This is a genomic window from Streptomyces sp. RerS4 (genome assembly GCF_023515955.1).
Taxonomy (GTDB): domain Bacteria; phylum Actinomycetota; class Actinomycetes; order Streptomycetales; family Streptomycetaceae; genus Streptomyces.
On the sequence record NZ_CP097322.1, the window covers coordinates 2,363,280 to 2,383,480 of the forward strand.

The following is a 20,201-nucleotide window of genomic DNA, read 5'->3' on the forward strand; positions in this document are numbered from 1 at the left end:
TTCTAGTTGGAGGAGTCCACGGCCATGACGGAACGGGCGGGAAGATCTGGCGACTAGTCAGGAGGGAGGGAAGATGGTCGACTTGGGCTACCAGTGGAACACGTTCTCGTCGCGCGCGCAGGGGGTCTCATGCCGAAGGACTCGTCACCCTCGTCACACTCGTCGCAGGTGACCGACCACGGGGGCGGGGTGTGGGGCATCAAGGTCCCGATCCCCGACAACCCGCTCGGGCACACCCTCGTCCACGTCCTCGACACCGATCGCGGGCCGGTCCTCATCGACACCGGCTGGGACGACCCCACCTCCTGGGACGCCCTCACCGCCGGGCTCGGCGCGCTCGGCATCGTCGTCGCCGACGTGCACGGCGTGGTCATCACCCACCACCACCCCGACCACCACGGCCTGTCCGGGCAGGTACGGGAGGCCTCGGGCGCGTGGATCGCCATGCACGCCGCCGACACCGAGGTCGTCGTACGCACCCGATCCGCCGAGCCCGGCGTCTGGTTCGACTACATGGGCGAGAAGCTCGCCGCCGCCGGAGCCCCCGAGGAACACCTCGCCCCGCTCCGGGCGGCCCGCGCGAGCGGCCGGCTGCGCACCCTGCCCGGACTGCGCGCGGCCGTCCCCGACCGGGAGATCGTCCCCGGCGAACCGCTGCCGCTCGCCGGCCGCCGGCTGCGCGCGATCTGGACCCCCGGCCACACCCCCGGCCACGTCTGCCTGCACCTGGAGGAGGCCCACCCGGCGAACCTCCCCGGCAACGGCCGGCTCTTCTCCGGCGACCACCTGCTGCCGGGGATCTCCCCGCACATCGGCCTCTACGAGGACCCGTCCGACGACCGGATCACCGACCCCCTCGGCGACTACCTCGACTCCCTCGAACGCGTCGGCCGCCTGGAGCCCGCCGAGGTGCTGCCCGCGCACCAGCACGCCTTCACCGACGCGCCCGCCCGCGTACGGGAGCTGCTGGAGCACCACGAGGAACGGCTGACCGGGCTGTGGCGGCTGCTGGCCGCCGCCCCGCTGAGCCCGTGGGGGCTCGCGGAACGGATGGAGTGGAACCGGCCCTGGGAGCGGATCCCGTACGGCTCGCGCAACATCGCCGTCTCGGAGGCGGAGGCCCACCTGCGGCGGCTGGTCAAGCAGGGCCGGGCCGAGGCGGTACCGGGCACGGACCCGGTCGTGTACCGGGCGCTGTAAGGGGCGCCCCCGCCCGGCGCCACCCGGGCCGTGCGCTACGGGCCGGTACAGTGAGGGGCGTCGTCCACCCTTCCGGACGGGGGGAAGCCGGTGCGAATCCGGCGCTGACCCGCAGCCGTGACCCGGCCCGCCGCGTGCGGGACGGCAAGCCGGAATGCCCCGCCGGAGGTGCGCGGCTCGTGCCGCCGGGCCCCCCGGCGGCCGGCACCGTCGAGGTAAACGGAGCCGGAGCCCGGTGCCTGCGCGTGCCTGCCTCCCGTTCCCCAGCACGAGAGGCACCCGCCCCGCCATGAACGTTCGCCGCAGCGCCGCCGCGCTCGCCGCCTCCGCCGTGCTCTGCGTGGGCGCCGCCCCCGCAGCCCTCGCCGACACCCCGCCGCCGTCCCCGTCGGCGCCGCCGGTCGTCCCGTCCGGCCTGTTCGGCAAGGCCGACCCGACGTACGACGGCGTGTGGCGCCAGTCCCTGGCGCTGCTGGCCCAGCGGACGGTCGGCCTCAAGCCGGCCCCGCAGGCCGTCGACTGGCTCACCGGCCAGCAGTGCGCGAACGGCGGCTTCGCCTCGTTCCGCGCGGACGCCGCGAAGGCCTGCGAGGCGACGACCATGCTCGACACCAACGCCACCGCCATGGCCGTGCAGGCCCTGAAGGCCCTCGGCGGCAAGGACGAGGCCGTCAAGAAGGGCGTGGACTGGCTGAAGTCCGTCCAGAACGAGGACGGCGGCTGGGCCTACGTCCCCGGCTCCCCCAGCGAGGGCAGCTCCACCGCGATCGTCACCAGCGCCCTCGCCGTGGCGGGCGAGAAGCCGGCCGACGTGAAGTCCAAGGCCGGCAAGTCCGCCCACGACGGCCTGCTGGCCTTCCAGCTCGGCTGCTCCACCGAGCCGGCCGCCGACCGGGGCGCCTTCGGGTACCAGCCGGCCGACGGCAAGCTCGCCGCGAACGCCGACGCCACGGCCGCCGCCGCACTGGCCGCCGTCGGCAAGGGCGCGCTCGTCGCACCCGCCGGCGCCGACACCCCGGCCACCGCCCTGACCTGCCCGGCGACCGCCGGCGACGTGGCGGGCGCGGCCCAGGGCGCGGCCGGCTACCTGGCCGAGGCCCTCAAGAAGGACGGGCACCTCACGGCCGTCACCCCCGGCGCGGACCAGCCCACCGCCGACACCGGCAACACCGCCGACGCGGTGCTCGCGCTGGCGGCGACCGGTCACCGCCAGTCGGCGGCGCCCGCGCTGGAGTGGCTCAAGGGCAACACGGCGCAGTGGTCGCAGGGCAACCCGGCGGCGCTCGGCACCCTGATCCTCGTCGCCCACGCGACCGGCACCGACCCGAAGGCCTTCGGCGGCGCCGACCTGGTCTCCGCCCTGAACGCCACGGGCCCCGCCCCGCAGCAGGCCGAGGCGAAGCCCAACGAGGCCAAGGGCGACAAGGGCGACAAGGCCAAGGACCAGGGCTCCGGCAACCAGAACGTGTGGTGGATCGTCGGCGCGGGCGCCGCCGCCGGCATGGGCATCGGCATCCTGCTGAGCGGCCGCCGGAAGAAGAACCAGCTGTGAGCAGCCGCCGCGGCCACACCCCGGCGGGCCCCGTCCTGGCCCTCCTGTCCACCCTGGGTCTGCTCCTGACCCTGTTCGCGGCGACCCCGGCGCTGGCGGCGAGCTACCGCTACTGGTCGTTCTGGGACGCGAAGGACGGCCAGTGGGCGTACGCCACCCAGGGCCCGTCGACCGCCCGCCCGGCCGACGGCACGGTCCTCGGCTTCCGCTTCGCCGTGAGCAAGGACGCCGGGGCCGAGGCGGCCCGGCCGCGCGCCGCCGCCGACTTCGCGGCCGCCTGCGCGGACACCGCCCCGGTCGCGGGCCGCAAGCGGGTCGGCGTGGTCATCGACTTCGGTCTCCCGACGGACGCCCCCGGCGGTGAGAACCCGCCGCAGGACGCGCCGCGCACCGCCTGCGCGCAGGTGGCCCCGGAGGCCACGGCCGCCGAGGCGCTGGCCGAGGTGGCGAAGCCGCTGCGCTACAACGGCGCGGCACTGCTGTGCGGGATCTCGGGCTATCCGAAGTCGGGCTGTGGCGAACCGATCGCCGACACCGGGAACGAGGCGTCCGGCGCGGCCTCGCCCGCGACGTCCGCCTCCCCGCAGGCGGCGCCCGCCACCGAGGGGTCCTCGGGCCCGTCGGCGGGCCTGGTCGCGGGCATCGCAGCCGTCGCCGCCCTGGCGGCGGCCGGCATCTGGCAGTCCCGCCGCCGCAGGCGGTGACGGCCCACGGCGCGGCAGCCGACGGACAGCCCCCGGCCGGGGGCGGTGCGGGCGGGGCCGGTCGGGGGGCGCACGGGCCGACGTACTCCTACAAGTCCTGGCGGGCTCCCGAGGCCCGGCGCGGCAATGCCCTGCACGCGGGTGCCTGGTGGCTGTGGGCGCTCGGGCTGGCCACCGCCGCCTCCCGGACCACCAATCCGCTGCTGCTCGGGCTGATCGTCGGCGTCGCCGGGTACGTGGTCGCCGCCCGCCGCACGGACGCGCCGTGGGCGCGCTCGTACGGGGCGTTCGTCAAGCTCGGCCTGTTCGTGATCGGGCTGCGGCTGGTCTTCTCGATGCTGCTCGGCTCCCCGATCCCCGGCACGCACACCCTGTTCACCCTGCCGGAAATCCCCCTGCCCGCTTGGGCGCAGGGCATCCGCTTCGGTGGCCGGGTCACCGCCGAACAGCTGGTCTTCGCCTTCTACGACGGCGCGAAGCTGGCCACCCTGCTCATCTGCGTCGGCGCCGCCAACGCGCTCGCCAACCCGGCGCGGCTGCTGAAGTCCCTGCCGGCCGCCCTGTACGAGGCGGGGGTCGCGGTGGTCGTCGCCATGACGTTCGCGCCGAACATGGTCGCCGACGTGGTGCGCCTGCGCACCGCCCGCCGGCTGCGCGGGCGCCCCACCGGCGGGGTCAAGGCCGTCCTCCAGATCGGCCTGCCGGTGCTGGAAGGGGCCCTGGAACGGTCGGTGGCCGTCGCCGCCTCCATGGACGCGCGCGGCTACGGGCGCACCGCGCACGTCCCGCCGGCCGTCCGGCACACCACCAACGCGCTCACCCTCGGCGGACTCCTCGGCATGTGCGCCGGCACCTACGGGCTGCTCGCCGCCGAAGGCGCCGGCTACGGGCTGCCCGTGCTCGGCATCGGCCTCGTCCTCGCCCTCGCCGGACTGCGCCTCGGGGGGCGGCGCAGCGTGCGCACCCGCTACCGGCCGGACCGGTGGGGGGTGCGGGCCTGGCTCGTCGCCGGTTCGGGAGCGGCGGTCGCGGCCCTGCTGATCCGGGCCGCGTCGGTGGACCCGGAGGGGCTGCGGCCGGGTGTGGTGCCGCTGGTCGCGCCGGCGCTGCCGCTGTGGCCGGCGGCGGCGATCCTGATCGGCCTGCTTCCGGCCCTCGTGGCCCCCGTACCGCCCACTTCGTCCAAGGAGCTTGACCGGTGATCCGCTTCGAGCAGGTGTCGGTGACCTACGACGGCGCCGCGCGCCCTTCGCTGCGCGATGCCGACTTCACCCTCGCGGAGGGCGAGCTGACGCTGCTCGTCGGCCCGTCCGGGGTCGGCAAGTCGACCCTGCTCGGCGCGGTGTCGGGGCTGGTCCCGCACTTCACAGGCGGGCGGCTGACCGGGCGGGTGACGGTCGCGGGCCGCGACACCCGTACGCACCGGCCGCGCGAGCTGGCGGACGTGGTCGGCACGGTCGGCCAGGACCCGCCGGCGCACTTCGTGACGGACGTGGTGGAGGACGAGCTCGCCTACGGGATGGAATCCCTGGGCCTGCCGCCCGCGGTGATGCGCCGCCGGGTGGAGGAAACCCTGGACCTCCTCGGCCTGAACGAACTCCGCGACCGCCCCATCTCCACCCTGTCGGGAGGCCAGCAGCAGCGGGTGGCGATCGGCTCGGTCCTGACCCCGCACCCGAAGGTCCTCGTCCTGGACGAACCGACGTCCGCCCTCGACCCGGCGGCGGCGGAGGACGTCCTGGCGGTGCTCCAGCGCCTGGTCCACGACCTCGGCACCACGATCCTGATGGCGGAGCACCGGCTGGAGCGCGTGGTCCAGTACGCGGACCGGGTCCTCCTCCTCCCGTCCCCGGGCGCCGCCCCGGTGCTGGGCACCCCGGCGGAGATCATGGCCGTCTCCCCGGTCCACCCCCCGGTCGTCTCCCTGGGCCGCCTCGCCGGCTGGTCCCCCCTCCCCCTCACCATCCGAGACGCCCGCCGCCTGACCCCGGACCTCCGCACCCGCCTCCCAACCACCCCGCCGACCCCACCGGCGTTTGAGGCGCGCCCTCCAGCGGAGCCCGCCCTGCCGGCCCCGCCGGCCTCTCCAGCCTCGCCGGCCCCTCCAGCCTCGCCGGCGTTTGAGGCGCGGGTCCGGGCAGAGCCCGGTTTCGGGAAGGGGCGGGGTGGGGGAGAAGCCCCGCGCAGCGGCAACCGCCCCACCCTGCTGACCCGGCTCCGCCGCCGCCCCGCGAACACCGCCCCCGCCGGCGCCGCCGAGGGCACCGTCGCCACCGCCACCGACGTCCACGTCCGCCGCGCCCGCGCAGAGGTGCTGCGCGACATCACCCTCACCGTCGCCCCCGGCGAAACCATCGCCCTCATGGGCCGCAACGGCGCCGGAAAGTCCACCCTCCTCGCCACCCTGATCGGCACCGTCGCCCCCGCCTCCGGCCACGTCACCGTCGGCGGCCTCGCCCCCCACCGCACCGCCCCGGCGGCCATGGTGCGTCGCGTCGGCCTGGTCCCCCAGGAACCCCGCGACCTCCTCTACGCCGACACCGTCGCCGCCGAGTGCACCGCCGCCGACCACGACGCCGGCGCCGCCCCCGGCACCTGCCGCGCCCTGGTCAGCGCCCTGCTGCCGGACGTACCCGACGACACCCACCCCCGCGACCTCTCCGAGGGCCAGCGGCTGACCCTCGCCCTGGCCCTCGTCCTCACCGGCCGACCCGCCCTCCTGCTCCTCGACGAGCCGACCCGCGGCCTGGACTACGCCGCCAAGGCCCGCCTCATCGAGCTGCTGCGCGCCCTCGCCGCCGAGGGCCACGCCATCGTCCTCGCGACCCACGACGTGGAACTCGCGGCCGAACTCGCCCACCGGGTGATCATCCTCGCGGGCGGCGAGATCGTCGCGGACGGCCCCACGGCCGAGGTCGTCGTCTCCTCACCCGCCTTCGCCCCGCAGGTGGCCAAGATCCTGGCCCCGGGCCACTGGCTCACGGTCTCCCAGGTGGCAGCGGCCCTGGAAGCGACGGACGCCCGGTGAGCCGCGTGAGCCGCGTGAGCCGCATGAGCCGCCCCCTCCGCATCGGCCCCCGCGCCGCCGCGGCCCTGCTCCTCGTCACCCTCATCGGCATCGCCGCCTTCGGCTGGCCCCTCCTCGCCGACCGCCAGTCCGGCCTGGCCCACTCCGAGGACGCCCCCTGGCTCTTCGCCGCCCTGCTCCCCCTCCTGGTGGCCGTGGTCGTGGCGACCATCGCCGACCAGGGCATGGACGCCAAGGCCGTCGCCATGCTGGGCGTACTCGCCGCCGTGGGCGCGGCGCTCAGACCGCTGGGGGCCGGCACGGCCGGGCTGGAGCCCATGTTCTTCCTGATGGTGCTGAGTGGTCGCGTCCTCGGTCCGGGCTTCGGCTTCGTGCTCGGCTCCGTCACGATGTTCGCGTCCGCCCTGCTCACGGGCGGCGTGGGGCCGTGGATGCCGTTCCAGATGCTGGCCCTGGGCTGGTTCTCGCTGGGCGCCGGGCTGCTGCCCGGAGCGACGGGGATCCGGGGGCGCGCCGAGCTGGCGATGCTCGCGGCGTACGGATTCCTCGGCTCGTTCGCGTACGGCACGATCATGAACCTCCAGGGCTGGGTGATCCTGCAGGGCATGGGCCAGGGGGTCTCCTTCCACCCCGGGGCCCCGGTCGGCGAGAACCTCGCGCGCTTCGTGGCGTACTGCCTGGCGACCTCGCTCGGCTGGGACCTGGGGCGGGCCGCGCTGACCGTCGTCCTGACGCTGACCCTCGGCGGGACCCTGCTGAAGGCGCTGCGCCGGGCCACACGGAAAGCGGCGTTCGACGCGCCCGTCTCCTTCGAATCGGGCGTGGAACCGCCGCTCGACCACGCCCCCAAAAGGGGTACGAACCGTAGCTTTCGGTGAGAAAAGGGGGCGCCGGCGGTGAGGCGCCCCACAGGACCCACGTCACATACGAAGCGGAATAGTGGGCCCTCAAGCCGGGTGTTTGCTCGGACCGGGCCGGGCCGCGCGCCCCCCACTGCGAGGCTCCGTAGTAACAGGGCTCGTTGCCAGGCCCCCGGGGGTCTGTCTAACTGGATGAGTCGCAAGGCGGTCGGGTGCTTCACCCGCCACCGACGAACCCCTCTCCTCCGCGTGAGTGGCTCACGCATGTCTTCGGCATGCCGCGACGGTCCTTGTCCCCTTCGGAAGGTTCATCCGTGTCCAACGCCGTCATCCGCCGCATCGCCGCTTCGAAGAAGACCCTCGCGGGTACCGTCGTCGCCCTCGGTGTCGCCGGTTCCATGCTCGCCGCCGTTCCCGCCCAGGCGGCCCCGACGAGTGCCAAGGCGATCGCCCAGCAGATGATCAAGGACCCGGCCCAGTTCGCCGCCTTCGACAAGATCATCTCGCACGAGAGCGGCTGGAACCACACGGCGACGAACCCGTCCTCCGGTGCGTACGGCCTGGTCCAGGCCCTGCCGGCCTCGAAGATGTCCTCCGCCGGCTCGGACTGGAAGACCAACCCGGCCACCCAGATCAAGTGGGGCCTGGACTACATGAACGAGCGCTACGGCAGCCCGGTCGGCGCCTGGAACTTCTGGCAGGCCAACCACTGGTACTAGGCCGCCCCGGCTCAACACCGGAAAAGCTCACGCGAAGGCCCCGGCGGCCGACCTCCCCAGGTCCGGCCCCCGGGGCCTTCGGCATCCCATCCCACAGGGTTCGTGCGCGCCCGCGCCGCGCAACGTCCGACGCGACGCCGTACGTCAGAGGCGCTGGATGATCGTGCCGGTCGCCAGCGCGCCCCCCGCGCACATGGTGATCAGCGCGAACTCCTTGTCCCGCCGCTCCAGCTCGTGCAGCGCGGTGGTGATCAGTCGGGCTCCGGTGGCGCCGACGGGGTGGCCGAGCGCGATGCCGCCGCCGTTGACGTTGACCTTCTCCAGGTCCTGGTCGAAGACCTTGGCCCAGCTGAGGACGACGGAGGCGAAGGCCTCGTTGATCTCCACGAGGTCGATGTCCTTGAGCGACATGCCCGCCTTGCCCAGCACGGCCCGGGTCGCGTCGATCGGCCCGTCCAGGTGGAAGTGCGGGTCGGAGCCGACCAGCGCCTGGGCGACGATCCGGGCGCGCGGGCGCAGCTTGAGCGCGCGGGCCATCTTGCGCGAGGCCCACATCACGGCGGCGGCCCCGTCGGATATCTGGGAGGAGTTCCCGGCGGTGTGCACGGCGGTCGGCATGACCGGCTTGAGCCGGGCCAAACCCTCCATGCTGGTGTCGCGCAGGCCCTCGTCGCGGTCGACCAGTCGCCACATGCCCTGGCCGGCGGCCTGCTCGGCCTCGGTGGTCGGCACCTGGACGGCGAAGGTCTCGCGCTTGAAGCGTTCCTCGGCCCAGGCGGCGGCGGCCCGCTCCTGGGAGAGGACGCCGAGCCGGTCGACGTCCTCGCGGGTCAGGCCCCGGTGGCGGGCGATCCGCTCGGCGGCCTCGAACTGGTTCGGGAGGTCGACGTTCCACTCGTCCGGGAAGGGCTTGCCGGGTCCGTGCTTGGAGCCGGAGCCCAGCGGGACCCGGCTCATGGCCTCGACGCCGCAGGCGATGCCGATGTCGATGACCCCGCCGGAGATCATGTTGGCGACCATGTGGTTGGCCTGCTGGGAGCTGCCGCACTGGCAGTCCACGGTGGTCGCGGCGGTCTCGTAGGGCAGCCCCATGGCGAGCCAGGCGTTACGGGCCGGGTTCATGGACTGCTCGCCGGCGTGGGTGACGGTGCCGCCGACGATCTGCTCGACGCAGTCGGGCTGGATGGCGGTGCGCGCGAGGACTTCGCGGTAGGTCTCGCCGAGGAGGTAGGCGGGATGGAGGTTGGCCAGGGCGCCCCCGCGTTTCCCGATGGGGGTGCGTACGGCTTCGACGATGACGGGTTCCGCGGCCATGAGCTCGTCCTCTCCTGCGCGTCTGTACGGCACACGCGTCTGTACGGCACAGCTGTACGGCACAGCGCCGTCGGGGCGGACCGTCCCGGCGCCCCGCCCGAACTAGTACGCGTTCTAGTTCCTCCTCCGCAGTCTTATGACCCGGAGCCTCGGCACGCAAGGGTCTTGCACGCGGCTTACACGGATTCCACACGCAACAGTTGACGCGGGAACCCTTGTCTCTTCTGGAACTCGTTACTACCTTCAAGCCAAATTCTGATGGGCCGTCAGACCTTGGAGTCGCCCGATGTCGTGTCCCGCGCTGCCCGAAGGCTTCGACGCCACCGACCCCGACCTCCTCCAAGAGCGGGTCCCCCTCCCCGAGTTCGCACAGCTGCGGCGGACGGCGCCCGTCTGGTGGTGCCCGCAACCCCGGGGCATCACCGGCTTCGACGACGACGGCTACTGGGCCGTCACCCGGCACGCGGACGTCAAGTACGTCTCCACGCACCCGGAGCTCTTCTCCTCCACCACCAACACCGCGATCATCCGCTTCAACGCGCACGTCCAACGCGAACAGATAGACGCCCAGCGGCTGATCATGCTGAACATGGACCCGCCGGAGCACACCCGCGTACGCCAGATCGTCCAGCGGGGCTTCACCCCCCGCGCCATCCGCGGCCTGGAACGGGCCCTGCGCGAGCGGGCCCGCAAGATCGCCGAGGGGGCCCGCGAGGCCTCGGCGGACGGCAGCTTCGACTTCGTCACGCAGGTGGCCTGCGAGCTCCCGCTCCAGGCGATCGCCGAGCTGATCGGCGTACCGCAGGAGGACCGGACGCGGATCTTCGACTGGTCGAACAAGATGATCGCCTACGACGACCCGGAGTACGCGATCACCGAGGAGGTCGGCTCCAACGCGGCCGTCGAACTCATCGGCTACGCCATGAACCTCGCCGCAGAGCGCAAGGAGTGCCCGGCCAAGGACATCGTCACGCAGCTGGTCGCGGCCGAGGGCCAGGGCAACCTGGGCTCCGACGAGTTCGGGTTCTTCGTGCTGCTCCTGGCGGTCGCGGGCAACGAGACCACGCGCAACGCCATCAGCCACGGCATGCACGCCTTCCTCACCCACCCCGAGCAGTGGGAGCTGTACAAGGCGACCCGGCCGGCCACGGCGGCCGAGGAGATCGTCCGCTGGGCCACCCCGGTGGTGTCCTTCCAGCGCACCGCCACCCGGGACACCGAACTGGGCGGGCAGAAGATCAAGGCCGGCGACCGGGTGGGCATGTTCTACTCCTCCGCCAACCACGACCCCGAGGTCTTCGAGAACCCGGACGTCTTCGACATCACCCGCGACCCGAACCCGCACCTCGGCTTCGGCGGCGGTGGCCCGCACTTCTGCCTGGGCAAGTCCCTGGCCGTCATGGAGATCGACCTGATCTTCAACGCCCTCGCCGACACCCTGCCCGACCTGCGCCTCAGCGGCGAGGCCCCGAGGCGCCTGCGGGCGGCCTGGCTCAACGGCATCAAGGAACTCCGGGTCAGCCACGGCCAGGCCGTTTAGACGCGGCCCGGCCCCGAGTGGCGGGATCGGGCCGGGGGCCCGATCCTGACAGGACGCGGCGATCCACCGCGGGGGCGCCGGGGCGACGATGCCCCGGCGCCCCGGCGCCGCGATGCGGAAGCCCGTACCCCCGTGCCACCTGTGCCGGGGGCGCGTGCGCGCGTGGGTCGGTGCTCTACCGGCTGCGGGCGGGCTCCGGCACCCGTGCGGCGTCCTCGCCCTGGGCGGCCGGCTCGGCCCCCGCGCGCTGACCGGGCAGGGCGACCCGCAGCCCGCGCGGTCCGGAGAGCACGTAGACCAGGCCGAAGCCGGCGCCGACGACCGCCGCGCCGCCGACCGCGTCCAGGACCCAGTGGTTGGCGGTGGCCACGATCGCGCACACCGTGATCGTGGGGTGGAGTGCGCCGAGGAGCTTCTGCCAGCCCTTCGGCGCGAGCGTGATGATCACGATCCCGCACCACAGGGACCAGCCGAAGTGCAGCGAGGGCATCGCCGCGTACTGGTTGGAGATCGCGGTCATCGCCCCGTAGGAGGGGTTCGCGAGGTCCTGCACCCCGTGCACGGTGTCGACGAAGCCGAGGCCGGGCATGAGGCGCGGCGGCGCGAGCGGGTACAGCCAGAAACCGGCCAGCGCGATGACCGTCGCCAGCCCCAGCGAGGCGCGCGCCCAGCGGTAGTCGCCGGGGCGGCGCCAGTAGAGGACCGCGAGGATCGCGAGCGGGACCACGAAGTGGAAGGAGGTGTAGTAGAAGTTGAAGAACGCCTCCAGCCAGGGCGTGTTCACGACCGCCTGGTTCACCGCGTGCTCGATGTCGATGCCGAGCGCCCGCTCGATGCCCAGGATCTGGCTGCCGTTGCCCTCGGCGAGGGAACGGCTGGTGGGGGCGGCGGCGCGGATGTGCGAGTAGAGCGAGTAGCCGACCCGTATCAGCAGCAGCTCCAGCAGCAGGTTCGGGCGGGACAGCACCCGTCGCCAGAACGGCAGCAGCGGCACGCGCGCCCAGCGCGCGGGCGCGGGGTGCCCGTAGCGCGTGGGCACGGGCTCGTGCCAGTAGGGCGAGGAGCGCGGCAGGAACGGCACGGCGCAGGCGGCGGCGAGGGCGGCGAGGAGCAGCACGTTGTCGCGTACGGGGGCCAGCGCGGCCAGGTTCGGCAGCAGGACGTCGCTCGGCAGGGTCATGGCGAGCACGACGGCGACGGGCCACACGGGCCGGTCGGCGGCGCGCCGACCCACCTTGCCGGCGACGGCGAGCAGCACCCACAGCAGCTGGTGGCGCCATCCGGTCGGGGACACGGCGACGGCCACGCAGCCGGTGACGGCGACGGCGAGCAGCAGCTGACCGTCGCGGGCGTAGCCGGCGGCGCGGCGCAGGCCGAACCAGAGGATCGCGGCGGCGAGGGTCAGGTAGAGCGCGATCTCCAGCGGGCCGCCGAGGCCGAAGCGCAGCAGGGCGCCGTGGACGGACTGGTTGGCGAGGCTGTCGGGGGCGCCGCCGAGGCCGGTGCCCGCGAGGTGTTCGACCCAGTACGTCCACGAGTCGCGCGGCAGCGACGCCCAGGACAGCGCGGTGGCGCCGGCGAAGGTCACGGCGGCGGCCTTGGCGGTGGGGCGGCGGCCGGAGAGCCACAGCAGCGGCGCGAAGAGCAGCAGCGCCGGCTGGAGGGCGGCGGCAAGGCCGACGAGGAAGCCGGCGGGGCGTTCGCCGGGGACCCGGAAGAAGGCGAGCAGCACCAGCAGGACGGGCAGGACGGCCGTCTGCCCCGGGGAGGCGGCCTCGCGGACGGGCAGCGAGACCATCATCAGCGCGACCAGCACGGGCGCGGCCAACCAGGCGGTGCGGCGGGGCACCGGATCGGGCAGCGCGCGGGCGGCGACGAGCCCGATCCCGGCGACGAACAGCAGCGTCACACAGGTCCAGGCCACCTCCAGGGAGGGGGCGGCGAGGCCGACGAGCGGCTTGAGGACGAGCCCCGCGAAGGGGGTCCCGGTGAACTGCGCGGCGTCGTAGAGGGAGCCGGGCAGGCTGCCGGGGAGGTGGAAGCCGCTCAGCCACTCGCCCGGTGGCACGCTCAGCACGGCGGCGGCCTGCCGGATGGTGAGCACGGCCGCCAGTGCCCACAGCAGGAGGCGCACCGCCCCGAGTCTGCCGCTGCCGCCACCGCCTATGACTCCGGCATGTCCGTTCGCACCGCTGCGCTCCGCCGCGTTAGCCACGCCTCGCCGTCCTCCCGCCCTGTCGACCGCAACCCTGACTTCGCCTGGCTGCCGCGTTTCGTCTCCCGGTTCATTACCTGGGGTGCCGACGATATCCCGCGCGACGTATCCGGGATGGCGAGCGTGGCGGTTGGCGCGTAGCCGTCGCCTCGTAGTGCCGCTGCCGTACGGCAGGATGGGCGGCATGAGCATCGTGAAGATCAACGCGTTGACCGTCCCGGCTGAGCAGCGGGAAGTACTGGAGCGGCGGTTCGCCTCGCGGGCGGGCGCGGTGGAGGGTTCGGACGGGTTCGAGTGGTTCGAGCTGCTGCGGCCCGTCGAGGGCACCGACCAGTACCTGGTCTACACGCGGTGGCGGTCCGAGGAGGACTTCCAGGCGTGGATGGAGGGGCCGATGAAGGCGGCGCACCAGGGTGGCGGCGAGGGGGGCGCGGAGCGTCCGAAGCCGGCGGCCTCCGCGTCGACGGTGTGGTCGTTCGAGGTCGTGCAGCAGGCGGCGCCGAAGAAGGCGTGACGCGCGGGACGTGTGACGCGTGAAAGGGTGACGCGTGAAGCGTGACGTGCGGGTCCGGGTGGCGATCAGCCCGGCCCCGCACACCCCACGGGGGGTCCGGAGGCCGGATCAGCTCCAGAAGGCGTCGTGCTCGTCGATGTCCTCGGTGCACTCGTCTATGTCGGTGATCTTGCCTCCGACGATGGTGAAGAAGAGGCCCTCGCGGATCTCGATGCCCCGGTCACCCCGGTCCGCGCGGACGGTGTGGAAGGACATGGCGTGTCCGCGGCCGTCCGCCATGACGGAATGGAGGGTGACCTGGTAGGTGCCGCCCGTCTCCTCCCCGAGCCGGCGGTAGAGGTCGAGGACGGCGTCCCGTCCCTTGTGGTGTCCCGAGAGCGGGTTGTTGCCGGGTACGTGGTGGATGACGTCGGCCGTCATCAGCGCGCCCAGTTTCTCCATGTCCCCCGCACCGAAGGCCTCGTAGCCACGGTGGATCAGGGCACAGTCAGGATGCTGCGACATGACGTTTCACACCCTCCATCCATAGGCCTGATTTTCACCTTTTCCCATCATCGGTCCGTGCCTGTGGATATTCCACGCGGGGGGCGGGAAGGGCGCCCCACAATGGCGTCATGGACAGGAACGTGATCATCAGCGAGACGGGCGACGGAGCCACCCCCCGGTGGAGCGTCGTCGCCGAAGCCTTCAACACCCCGGACGCGACCGCGCTGCGGCGCGCGTACTACGCGGAGGTGGCGGGCCGGTACTGGAAGAGGTCCGTCACGGAGGCCGAGATCGACGAGGGGCTCCTCGACTTCCCGGCGGACGACCTGACCCCGCCGACCGGCTCGTTCCTCGTGGGTCGGTGGGGTGGCGTGCCCCTGGCCTGCGCCGGCATACGCCTGCTCGACCCGCGCACCGCCGAGCTGACGAGGATCTACGTCGATCCGCGCGCCCGGGGCACCGGCGGCGGGGCGGCGCTGCTCGCCGCGCTGGAGGAGGCGGGCCGCGCCCTGGGCGCCGAGCGGGTGCGGTTGGACACCCGGAGCGACCTCGTGGAGGCCCGCGCGCTGTACGCGCGTCACGGGTACCGGGAGATACCGGCGTACAACTCCGGCCCGTATGCGGAGCACTGGTTCGAGAAGCCGCTCGTGCCGGGCTCCGTGCCCGCGTAGGGCTGCGCTCTCGCCTGGGGCTGCTCCCGCTTGGGGCTGGGCGTGCGTCAGTGGGCGGCGTGGTCCCGGCGCGGCAGGGTGTCGTAGGGCTCCTCGGCCTCGGAACCGCACAGCTCCCGGTTCAGCTCCTCGACCAGGGCGACCAGGTCGGTGGGTCGGTCGGGGCCCCACCAATCACCGAGCAGTTCGGCGAGGGACTCCCGGCGGGCGGCGGCCAGTCTGGCGGCCGCCTCCCGTCCCCGGTCGGTGAGGATCAACGGCAGCCCGTCGCGGACGGCGAGCCGCCGCTCCTCGACCTGGCGGGCGGCGTCCGTGATGACCTTGAGCGGGACGGAGGTGCGTTCCGCGAGGAGCGCCGGCTCGACCGAGCCGTACCTGGCCATCCGCAGCAGCATCCAGCTCGCGGCGGGGAGCAGGTCGTAGCCGGCCCGTTCGGTGATCTTCTCGTAGACGTGCCGGCGGCCCTCGCGCGTGCCGAGGACCGACAGCGCGCGGGCGACCTCGTCCCGGGAGGAGCGCTGGACGGGGTTGGAGGCCAGGGTCTCCGTCACGTCGGGGGCGGTGACGGAGCCGCGCAGCTTGTCCTCCTTGAGGAACCAGGCGATGACGAAGGCCACCAGGACCACGGGCGCGGCGTAGAGGAAGACATCGGTGATGGCGGAGGAGTAGGCGTCCAGGACCCGGGGGCGGATCTCGGGCGGCAGGAGGACGACGGCCCGGGGGTCCGCCTCCAGCCGCTGTGGGGTGGCCCCGGGCGGCAGTGGCAGGCCGGCGAGGGCGGCGTTCAGCTTGTCGTCGAGCCGGTTCGTGAAGATCGTGCCGAAAATGGCGACGCCGAAGGAGGCGCCGATGGAGCGGAAGAAGGTGGCACCGGAGGTGGCGACACCGAGGTCGGCATAGCTGACGGCGTTCTGCACGGCCAGGACGAGTACCTGCATGACCAGGCCGAGGCCGGCGCCGAAGACGAAGAAGTAGGTGCTCAACTCCAGGTCGGAGCTGGTGCGGTGCAACTGGTGCAGGAGCAGCAGCCCGAGGGCCGTCATGCCGGTGCCGAGGATCGGGAAGACCTTCCAGCGTCCGGTGCGACTGACGATCTGCCCGGAGACGGTGGAGGCGATCAGCAGGCCGAACACCATCGGGAGCATGTGGACGCCGGACATGGTGGGTGAGACGCCCCGCACGACCTGGAGGAAGGTCGGCAGGTAGACCATCGCGCCGAACATCGCGAAGCCGACGACGAAGCTGATCACCGAGCAGAGGGTGAAGGTGCGGATGCGGAACAGGCCCAGGGGCAGGACGGGTTCGGCGGCCCGCCGTTCGACCAGGACGAAGGCGACGAGCAGGACGGCGCCGAGGACGGCGAGGGAGACGACCTGGACCGAGCCCCAGGCCCAGGTGGTGCCGCCGAGGGAGGCGACGAGGACGAGGCAGGTGGCGACGGAGGCGATGAGGAAGGTGCCGAGGTAGTCGATGGTGTGCCGCTCGGAGCGGACCGGTATGTGCAGGGCGGCGGCGATGACGGCGAGCGCGACCAGACCGATGGGGAGGTTGATGTAGAAGACCCAGCGCCAGGAGAGGTGGTCCACGAACAGGCCGCCGAGCAGCGGGCCGAGCACGCTCGTCGCACCGAACACGGCGCCGAACAGGCCCTGGTACTTGCCGCGCTCGCGGGGCGGGACGATGTCGCCGACGATCGCCATCGACAGCACCATCAGCCCGCCGCCGCCCAGGCCCTGGAGGGCGCGGAAGCCGATCAGTTGCGGCATGTTCTGGGCTATGCCGCACAGGGCGGAGCCGATCAGGAAGAGCACGATGGCGTACTGGAAGAGCTTCTTGCGGCCGTACTGGTCGCCGAGCTTGCCCCACAGCGGGGTCGCGGCGGTGGACGCCAGCATGTAGGCGGTGACCACCCAGGACAGGTGCTCCATGCCGCCGAGCTCGCTGACGATCGTGGGCAGGGCGGTGGAGACGATCGTCTGGTCGAGGGAGGAGATCAGCAGGCCCAGCAACAGGGCGCCGATCGAGACGAGCACCTCACGGGAGGCGTGCTCGGAGCGGGGGCCGGGGTCCACGGACGACGTGGTCACGTCCTGAGCCATCGGACTCCTCCTCGGGCCTTTGGCGGGATCAACCGGGACAACATCTCCATCCTGAGCGGTGTGTCCCGTTATGGCCTCTCGGAGGGGGTTGGGTGGGACGGGAGGGGTCTGCATAATCGCAGGCATTGCCCAGGGAGGGATTCCAGTGAGCGCTGAGCGCTGTCCAGATTGCGGCGTCGAGAGCGCCGGCTGCGCGTGCCCGCCGGGGGTGGGCTTCAACCCGCTCCGCATACGCCCGTACCTCGCCCAACCCCTCCCACCCCCCGCCGCCCCCCACCCCACCCCCTCGTCACCCCCACCGCCCTACCCCCCACCGACCCCGACCGCACCCCCGGCGGGCTCCCCGTACCTGCCACCGGCCGACCCCCCGGCCCGGATCTTCACCGACGCGCCGGCCGCCATCCCGGGCGAACCACAAGCGGGCTCCCCGGCGGACCCGACCGCGCCCCCGACGGGCTCCCACCCCGGGGAATCCACGGCTGCGCACCCGGCCGAGCCCCACGCCGGCATCCCAACGCCCTGGCCGGCAGGGCCCCCGGAGACCTCCCCGGCCCAGTTCCCGGCGGACACCCCCGCCGCATCCTCAACCGAGCCCCCGGCCGGCTCCCCGGCCACCCACCCCGGGGACTCCACAGCTACGCACCCGGCCGAGCCCCACGCCGGCATCCCAACGCCCTGGCCGGCAGGGCCCCCGGAGACCTCCCCGGCCCAGTTCCCGGCGGACACCCCCGCCGCATCCTCAACCGAGCCCCCGGCCGGCTCCCCGGCCACCCACCCCGGGGACTCCACAGCTACGCACCCGGCCGAGCCCCACGCCGGCATCCCAACGCCCTGGCCGGCAGGGCTCCCGGAGACCTCCCCGGCCCAGTTCCCGGCGGACTTCCCCGACGCGTTCCCGGCCGGCTCCTCGGCCGGGGTCTTTCCGGGCGAGCCGCCGGCTGGTGCAGGGGTGGCCGGCGGGGCGTACGGATCGGCGGCGTTCCCGGCCGAGGAGCCTACGAGCGTTCTGCCGGCGGTGCCGGGCGGGGCGGACACGCCCGCGTACGGGATACCCGTACCGCCGCCGGCGGATCGGACCGTGCGGCTGCGGGCCGTGCCCGCCGCGCAGGCGTACACGCCCGCCGCGGGTGTCGGCGCCAAGCAGCGGTCCCGGCTGCTGCCGGGCATCGCCGCCGCGGTGGTGGCGGCGGCAGCGGTGGGCCTCGGCGTGGTGCTCTTCTCCGGCTCGGGGTCCGACGACACGGCCATGGCCGACGCGAATCCCTCCGCCCCCGCCGCCGCGGCGGAGGCCTCCGCCTCCCCCTCCGCCTCGACGGACGGCGCCCCGCAGAGCCCGTCCGCCTCCGTGACGGCGTCCCCCTCGGCGAGCGCCGCCTCCCGCTCGCCGTCCCCGTCCGCGAGCGCGTCCCGTTCCTCGGCCCCGCCGACCCCCACCCCCTCGGCGAGCGCCGGCCGCTCCGCGAGCCCCAAGCCGCCCCCGCCGCCGCCCGCCCAGGCGCCGACGCTGCGCTACGGGGACTCCGGCGCCGAGGTGCAGGAGCTCCAGCGGCTGCTGGCGGACCGCGGCCTCTACCGGGGCCGGCAGGACGGCCGCTTCGGCCGCTCCACGCGCAGCGCCGTCGAGGACTTCCAGCTCGAAAGCGAGGTCTACGAGGACCCGTGGGGCGTCTACGGCCCGGCGACCCGGCGCGCCCTGGAGGGATAGGTCACTCCGTCTTCGGTGGCGCGAACCACCCCGGGTTTTGTATCGTGAAGGAACAAAGTGGTTCCGTCCGCACTCCCTGACCGGTGGACGGAACCACTTGTTCTCTTTTCCCGCCCGTCTGGAGCCCCGCCGATGCCGGCCAGCACGACCGCCACCGCGACCACCACGACCCCCGTCGTCCTCACCGCCAAGGCCCTCCTCCTGGACATGGACGGCACCATCGTCAACTCCGACGCGGTGGTCGAGCGCTGCTGGCGCGAGTGGGCCGTCTCCCACGGGCTGGACCCGCAGGAGGCGCTCAAGGTGGTCCACGGCCGCCAGGGCTACGCCACGATGGCGATCCTGCTGCCCGAGCGCCCGATGGAGCTCAACCACGCCGAGAACGCCGTGATGCTCGCCCGCGAGACCGCCGACACCGACGGCGTCGTCCCGATCGGCGGCGCCGCCGCGTTCATGGCCGCCATCGCCGACCTCCCGCACGCCCTGGTCACCTCGGCCGACGCCGCCCTGGCCACGGCCCGGATGACGGCCGCCGCCCTGCCCATGCCGGCCGTACGCGTCACCGCCGAGTCCGTCGGCGCCAGCAAGCCGGACCCCGAGGGCTTCCTGAAGGGCGCCGCCGAACTGGGCGTGGACCCGGCCGACTGCCTGGTGTTCGAGGACTCCGCCGCCGGCATCGCCGCGGGCCTGGCCGCCGGGATGCGCGTGATCGGGATCGGCCCCCGCGCCGCCGCCCACGGCCCGACGGCCCACGTCCCCGACCTGACGTCGGTCCACGTGGCCACCACCCCCGACGGCGCCATCCACCTGACCCTCACCACCCCGGCCGCCTGAGCGCTCCGCCCGTAGGGCGGATTGGAAATCCGATCGCGCGGGCCGGTCGCGCACCGCCACGCTGCTCCCATGGACGACATGGACGGCATGGACCGCATCGACGGCATGGACACCCCGGCAGTGCTGCTCATCGGCGGGCGGGCCGGCGTCGGCAAGACGACCGTGGGGTGGGAGGTTTCCGTACTGCTGCGCGCCGCGGCCGTTCCTCACGCGATCGTCGAGGGCGATTTCATGGGGCAGGTGCATCCGGCACCCGAAGGCGATCCGCACCGCTCGGAGATCACCGAGAGCAACCTGACCGCCGTCTGGGCGAACTTCTCCCGGCACGGCTACCGACGGCTGATCTACACCAACACGGCGAGCGTGTTGCCCGAGGCGACGGGCATGTTCGAACGCGCCATGGGGGCCGGTGTACGGATCACCCGCGTCCTGCTCACCGCCTCCGACGCCACGGCCCGCGAGCGGCTGACGGGCCGGGAACTCGGCTCGGAGCTGGAACAGGAACTGGCGGGCAGTGTCCGCAAGGCACGCCTCCTGGACCGGCGGGCCCCGGCGAACACCGTGCGGGTGGCAACGGACGGCCGGCTGGTCGTGGACATCGCCCAGGAGGTGGCTGCCGCCACGGGGTGGATCAGGCCCCATTCCGCCCACGGATCGTGATCGCGCGGGGCGGGCCGACGGGCCGGGGCGTGCCGCCGGGCCGGGGCGTGCCGCCGGGCCGGGGCGTGCCGCCGGGCCGGGGCGTGCCGCCGGGCCGGGG

The 20,201-nt window shown here is 73.7% G+C and carries 17 protein-coding genes and 1 riboswitch; of the genes, 13 read left to right on the forward strand and 4 right to left on the reverse strand.

Annotated features, from left to right (window positions below; genetic code table 11):
• Window positions 1–129: 129 nt before the first annotated feature.
• The 7 genes from M4D82_RS10850 to M4D82_RS10880 all read left to right on the forward strand — a co-directional run bounded on the left by M4D82_RS10850 (window position 130) and on the right by M4D82_RS10880 (window position 8,063).
• Window positions 130–1,200, forward strand: coding sequence for a Strvi_7410 family MBL fold metallo-hydrolase (locus M4D82_RS10850; protein ID WP_249765851.1), 1,071 nt, complete (start codon window positions 130–132; stop codon window positions 1,198–1,200).
• An 81-nt stretch (window positions 1,201–1,281) separates the two neighbouring features.
• Window positions 1,282–1,359, forward strand: a riboswitch (cobalamin riboswitch).
• 130 nt (window positions 1,360–1,489) lie between these two features.
• On the forward strand, window positions 1,490–2,752 hold the full coding sequence (locus M4D82_RS10855) for an SCO2321 family membrane protein (protein ID WP_249765852.1): 1,263 nt from the start codon (window positions 1,490–1,492) through the stop codon (window positions 2,750–2,752).
• Window positions 2,749–3,456, forward strand: coding sequence for an SCO2322 family protein (locus tag M4D82_RS10860; RefSeq protein WP_249765853.1), 708 nt, complete (start codon window positions 2,749–2,751; stop codon window positions 3,454–3,456). Before M4D82_RS10855 ends, M4D82_RS10860 begins: the two co-directional genes overlap by 4 nt.
• A 131-nt stretch (window positions 3,457–3,587) precedes the next feature.
• Window positions 3,588–4,658 carry an energy-coupling factor transporter transmembrane component T gene (locus M4D82_RS10865; RefSeq protein ID WP_249771680.1) on the forward strand — a complete coding sequence of 357 codons (1,071 nt, stop codon included), beginning with the start codon at window positions 3,588–3,590 and terminating at the stop codon, window positions 4,656–4,658.
• A complete protein-coding gene (locus M4D82_RS10870; RefSeq protein WP_249765854.1) occupies window positions 4,655–6,484 on the forward strand; it encodes an ABC transporter ATP-binding protein in 1,830 nt (609 codons plus the stop codon). Before M4D82_RS10865 ends, M4D82_RS10870 begins: the two co-directional genes overlap by 4 nt.
• A 23-nt stretch (window positions 6,485–6,507) precedes the next feature.
• Window positions 6,508–7,362 (forward strand): ECF transporter S component, encoded by an 855-nt coding sequence (locus tag M4D82_RS10875; RefSeq protein WP_249765855.1) that lies wholly within the window; start codon window positions 6,508–6,510, stop codon window positions 7,360–7,362.
• 296 nt (window positions 7,363–7,658) lie between these two features.
• A complete protein-coding gene (locus M4D82_RS10880; protein ID WP_502988902.1) occupies window positions 7,659–8,063 on the forward strand; it encodes an aggregation-promoting factor C-terminal-like domain-containing protein in 405 nt (134 codons plus the stop codon).
• 144 nt (window positions 8,064–8,207) lie between these two features.
• Here the strand turns inward: M4D82_RS10880 and M4D82_RS10885 are convergent, their stop codons facing one another.
• Window positions 8,208–9,377, reverse strand: coding sequence for a steroid 3-ketoacyl-CoA thiolase (locus tag M4D82_RS10885; RefSeq protein WP_249765857.1), 1,170 nt, complete (start codon window positions 9,375–9,377; stop codon window positions 8,208–8,210).
• Window positions 9,378–9,663: 286 nt separating this feature from the next.
• On the opposite strand from M4D82_RS10885, the gene M4D82_RS10890 reads away from it, so the two are divergent.
• Window positions 9,664–10,917, forward strand: a complete 1,254-nt coding sequence (locus M4D82_RS10890) for a cytochrome P450 (RefSeq protein ID WP_249765858.1) — start codon at window positions 9,664–9,666, stop codon at window positions 10,915–10,917.
• A gap of 175 nt (window positions 10,918–11,092) precedes the next feature.
• Here M4D82_RS10890 and M4D82_RS10895 read toward each other — a convergent pair whose 3' ends face one another.
• The gene (locus M4D82_RS10895) at window positions 11,093–13,132 is read right to left on the reverse strand and encodes a bifunctional glycosyltransferase 87/phosphatase PAP2 family protein (RefSeq protein ID WP_502988903.1); all 2,040 of its coding nucleotides are present in this window, start codon (window positions 13,130–13,132) and stop codon (window positions 11,093–11,095) included.
• A gap of 184 nt (window positions 13,133–13,316) precedes the next feature.
• Here M4D82_RS10895 and M4D82_RS10900 point away from each other — a divergent pair, with 184 nt between their 5' ends.
• The gene (locus tag M4D82_RS10900; RefSeq protein WP_249765859.1) at window positions 13,317–13,646 is read left to right on the forward strand and encodes an antibiotic biosynthesis monooxygenase family protein; all 330 of its coding nucleotides are present in this window, start codon (window positions 13,317–13,319) and stop codon (window positions 13,644–13,646) included.
• 108 nt (window positions 13,647–13,754) lie between these two features.
• On the opposite strand, the gene M4D82_RS10905 is transcribed toward M4D82_RS10900, so the two are convergent.
• The gene (locus M4D82_RS10905; protein ID WP_249765860.1) at window positions 13,755–14,150 is read right to left on the reverse strand and encodes a nuclear transport factor 2 family protein; all 396 of its coding nucleotides are present in this window, start codon (window positions 14,148–14,150) and stop codon (window positions 13,755–13,757) included.
• A 110-nt stretch (window positions 14,151–14,260) separates the two neighbouring features.
• Here M4D82_RS10905 and M4D82_RS10910 point away from each other — a divergent pair, with 110 nt between their 5' ends.
• Window positions 14,261–14,803, forward strand: coding sequence for a GNAT family N-acetyltransferase (locus tag M4D82_RS10910; protein ID WP_249765861.1), 543 nt, complete (start codon window positions 14,261–14,263; stop codon window positions 14,801–14,803).
• Window positions 14,804–14,850: 47 nt separating this feature from the next.
• Here M4D82_RS10910 and M4D82_RS10915 read toward each other — a convergent pair whose 3' ends face one another.
• Complete coding sequence (locus M4D82_RS10915) at window positions 14,851–16,902, reverse strand: MDR family MFS transporter (RefSeq protein ID WP_249765862.1); 2,052 nt, start codon at window positions 16,900–16,902, stop codon at window positions 14,851–14,853.
• A 949-nt stretch (window positions 16,903–17,851) separates the two neighbouring features.
• Here M4D82_RS10915 and M4D82_RS10920 point away from each other — a divergent pair.
• From M4D82_RS10920 to M4D82_RS10930, 3 genes are all read left to right on the forward strand, one after another.
• A complete protein-coding gene (locus M4D82_RS10920; RefSeq protein WP_249765863.1) occupies window positions 17,852–18,607 on the forward strand; it encodes a peptidoglycan-binding domain-containing protein in 756 nt (251 codons plus the stop codon).
• A gap of 132 nt (window positions 18,608–18,739) precedes the next feature.
• A complete protein-coding gene (locus M4D82_RS10925) occupies window positions 18,740–19,441 on the forward strand; it encodes an HAD-IA family hydrolase (RefSeq protein WP_249765864.1) in 702 nt (233 codons plus the stop codon).
• A 105-nt stretch (window positions 19,442–19,546) separates the two neighbouring features.
• Window positions 19,547–20,101, forward strand: a complete 555-nt coding sequence (locus tag M4D82_RS10930; protein ID WP_249771685.1) for a P-loop nucleotide/nucleoside kinase family protein — start codon at window positions 19,547–19,549, stop codon at window positions 20,099–20,101.
• Window positions 20,102–20,201 lie beyond the last annotated feature (100 nt).

What these genes read in the sequence shown, in the direction of transcription:
- M4D82_RS10850 (WP_249765851.1), top strand. Translation starts at nt 130, where the DNA reads ATGCCGAAGGACTCGTCACCCTCGTCACACTCGTCGCAGGTGACCGAC.
- M4D82_RS10915 (WP_249765862.1), bottom strand. Translation starts at nt 16,902, where the DNA reads ATGGCTCAGGACGTGACCACGTCGTCCGTGGACCCCGGCCCCCGCTCC.
- M4D82_RS10900 (WP_249765859.1), top strand. Translation starts at nt 13,317, where the DNA reads ATGAGCATCGTGAAGATCAACGCGTTGACCGTCCCGGCTGAGCAGCGG.
- M4D82_RS10930 (WP_249771685.1), top strand. Translation starts at nt 19,547, where the DNA reads ATGGACACCCCGGCAGTGCTGCTCATCGGCGGGCGGGCCGGCGTCGGC.
- M4D82_RS10890 (WP_249765858.1), top strand. Translation starts at nt 9,664, where the DNA reads ATGTCGTGTCCCGCGCTGCCCGAAGGCTTCGACGCCACCGACCCCGAC.
- M4D82_RS10910 (WP_249765861.1), top strand. Translation starts at nt 14,261, where the DNA reads ATGGACAGGAACGTGATCATCAGCGAGACGGGCGACGGAGCCACCCCC.
- M4D82_RS10925 (WP_249765864.1), top strand. Translation starts at nt 18,740, where the DNA reads ATGCCGGCCAGCACGACCGCCACCGCGACCACCACGACCCCCGTCGTC.
- M4D82_RS10875 (WP_249765855.1), top strand. Translation starts at nt 6,508, where the DNA reads ATGAGCCGCCCCCTCCGCATCGGCCCCCGCGCCGCCGCGGCCCTGCTC.
- M4D82_RS10855 (WP_249765852.1), top strand. Translation starts at nt 1,490, where the DNA reads ATGAACGTTCGCCGCAGCGCCGCCGCGCTCGCCGCCTCCGCCGTGCTC.
- M4D82_RS10885 (WP_249765857.1), bottom strand. Translation starts at nt 9,377, where the DNA reads ATGGCCGCGGAACCCGTCATCGTCGAAGCCGTACGCACCCCCATCGGG.
- M4D82_RS10905 (WP_249765860.1), bottom strand. Translation starts at nt 14,150, where the DNA reads ATGTCGCAGCATCCTGACTGTGCCCTGATCCACCGTGGCTACGAGGCC.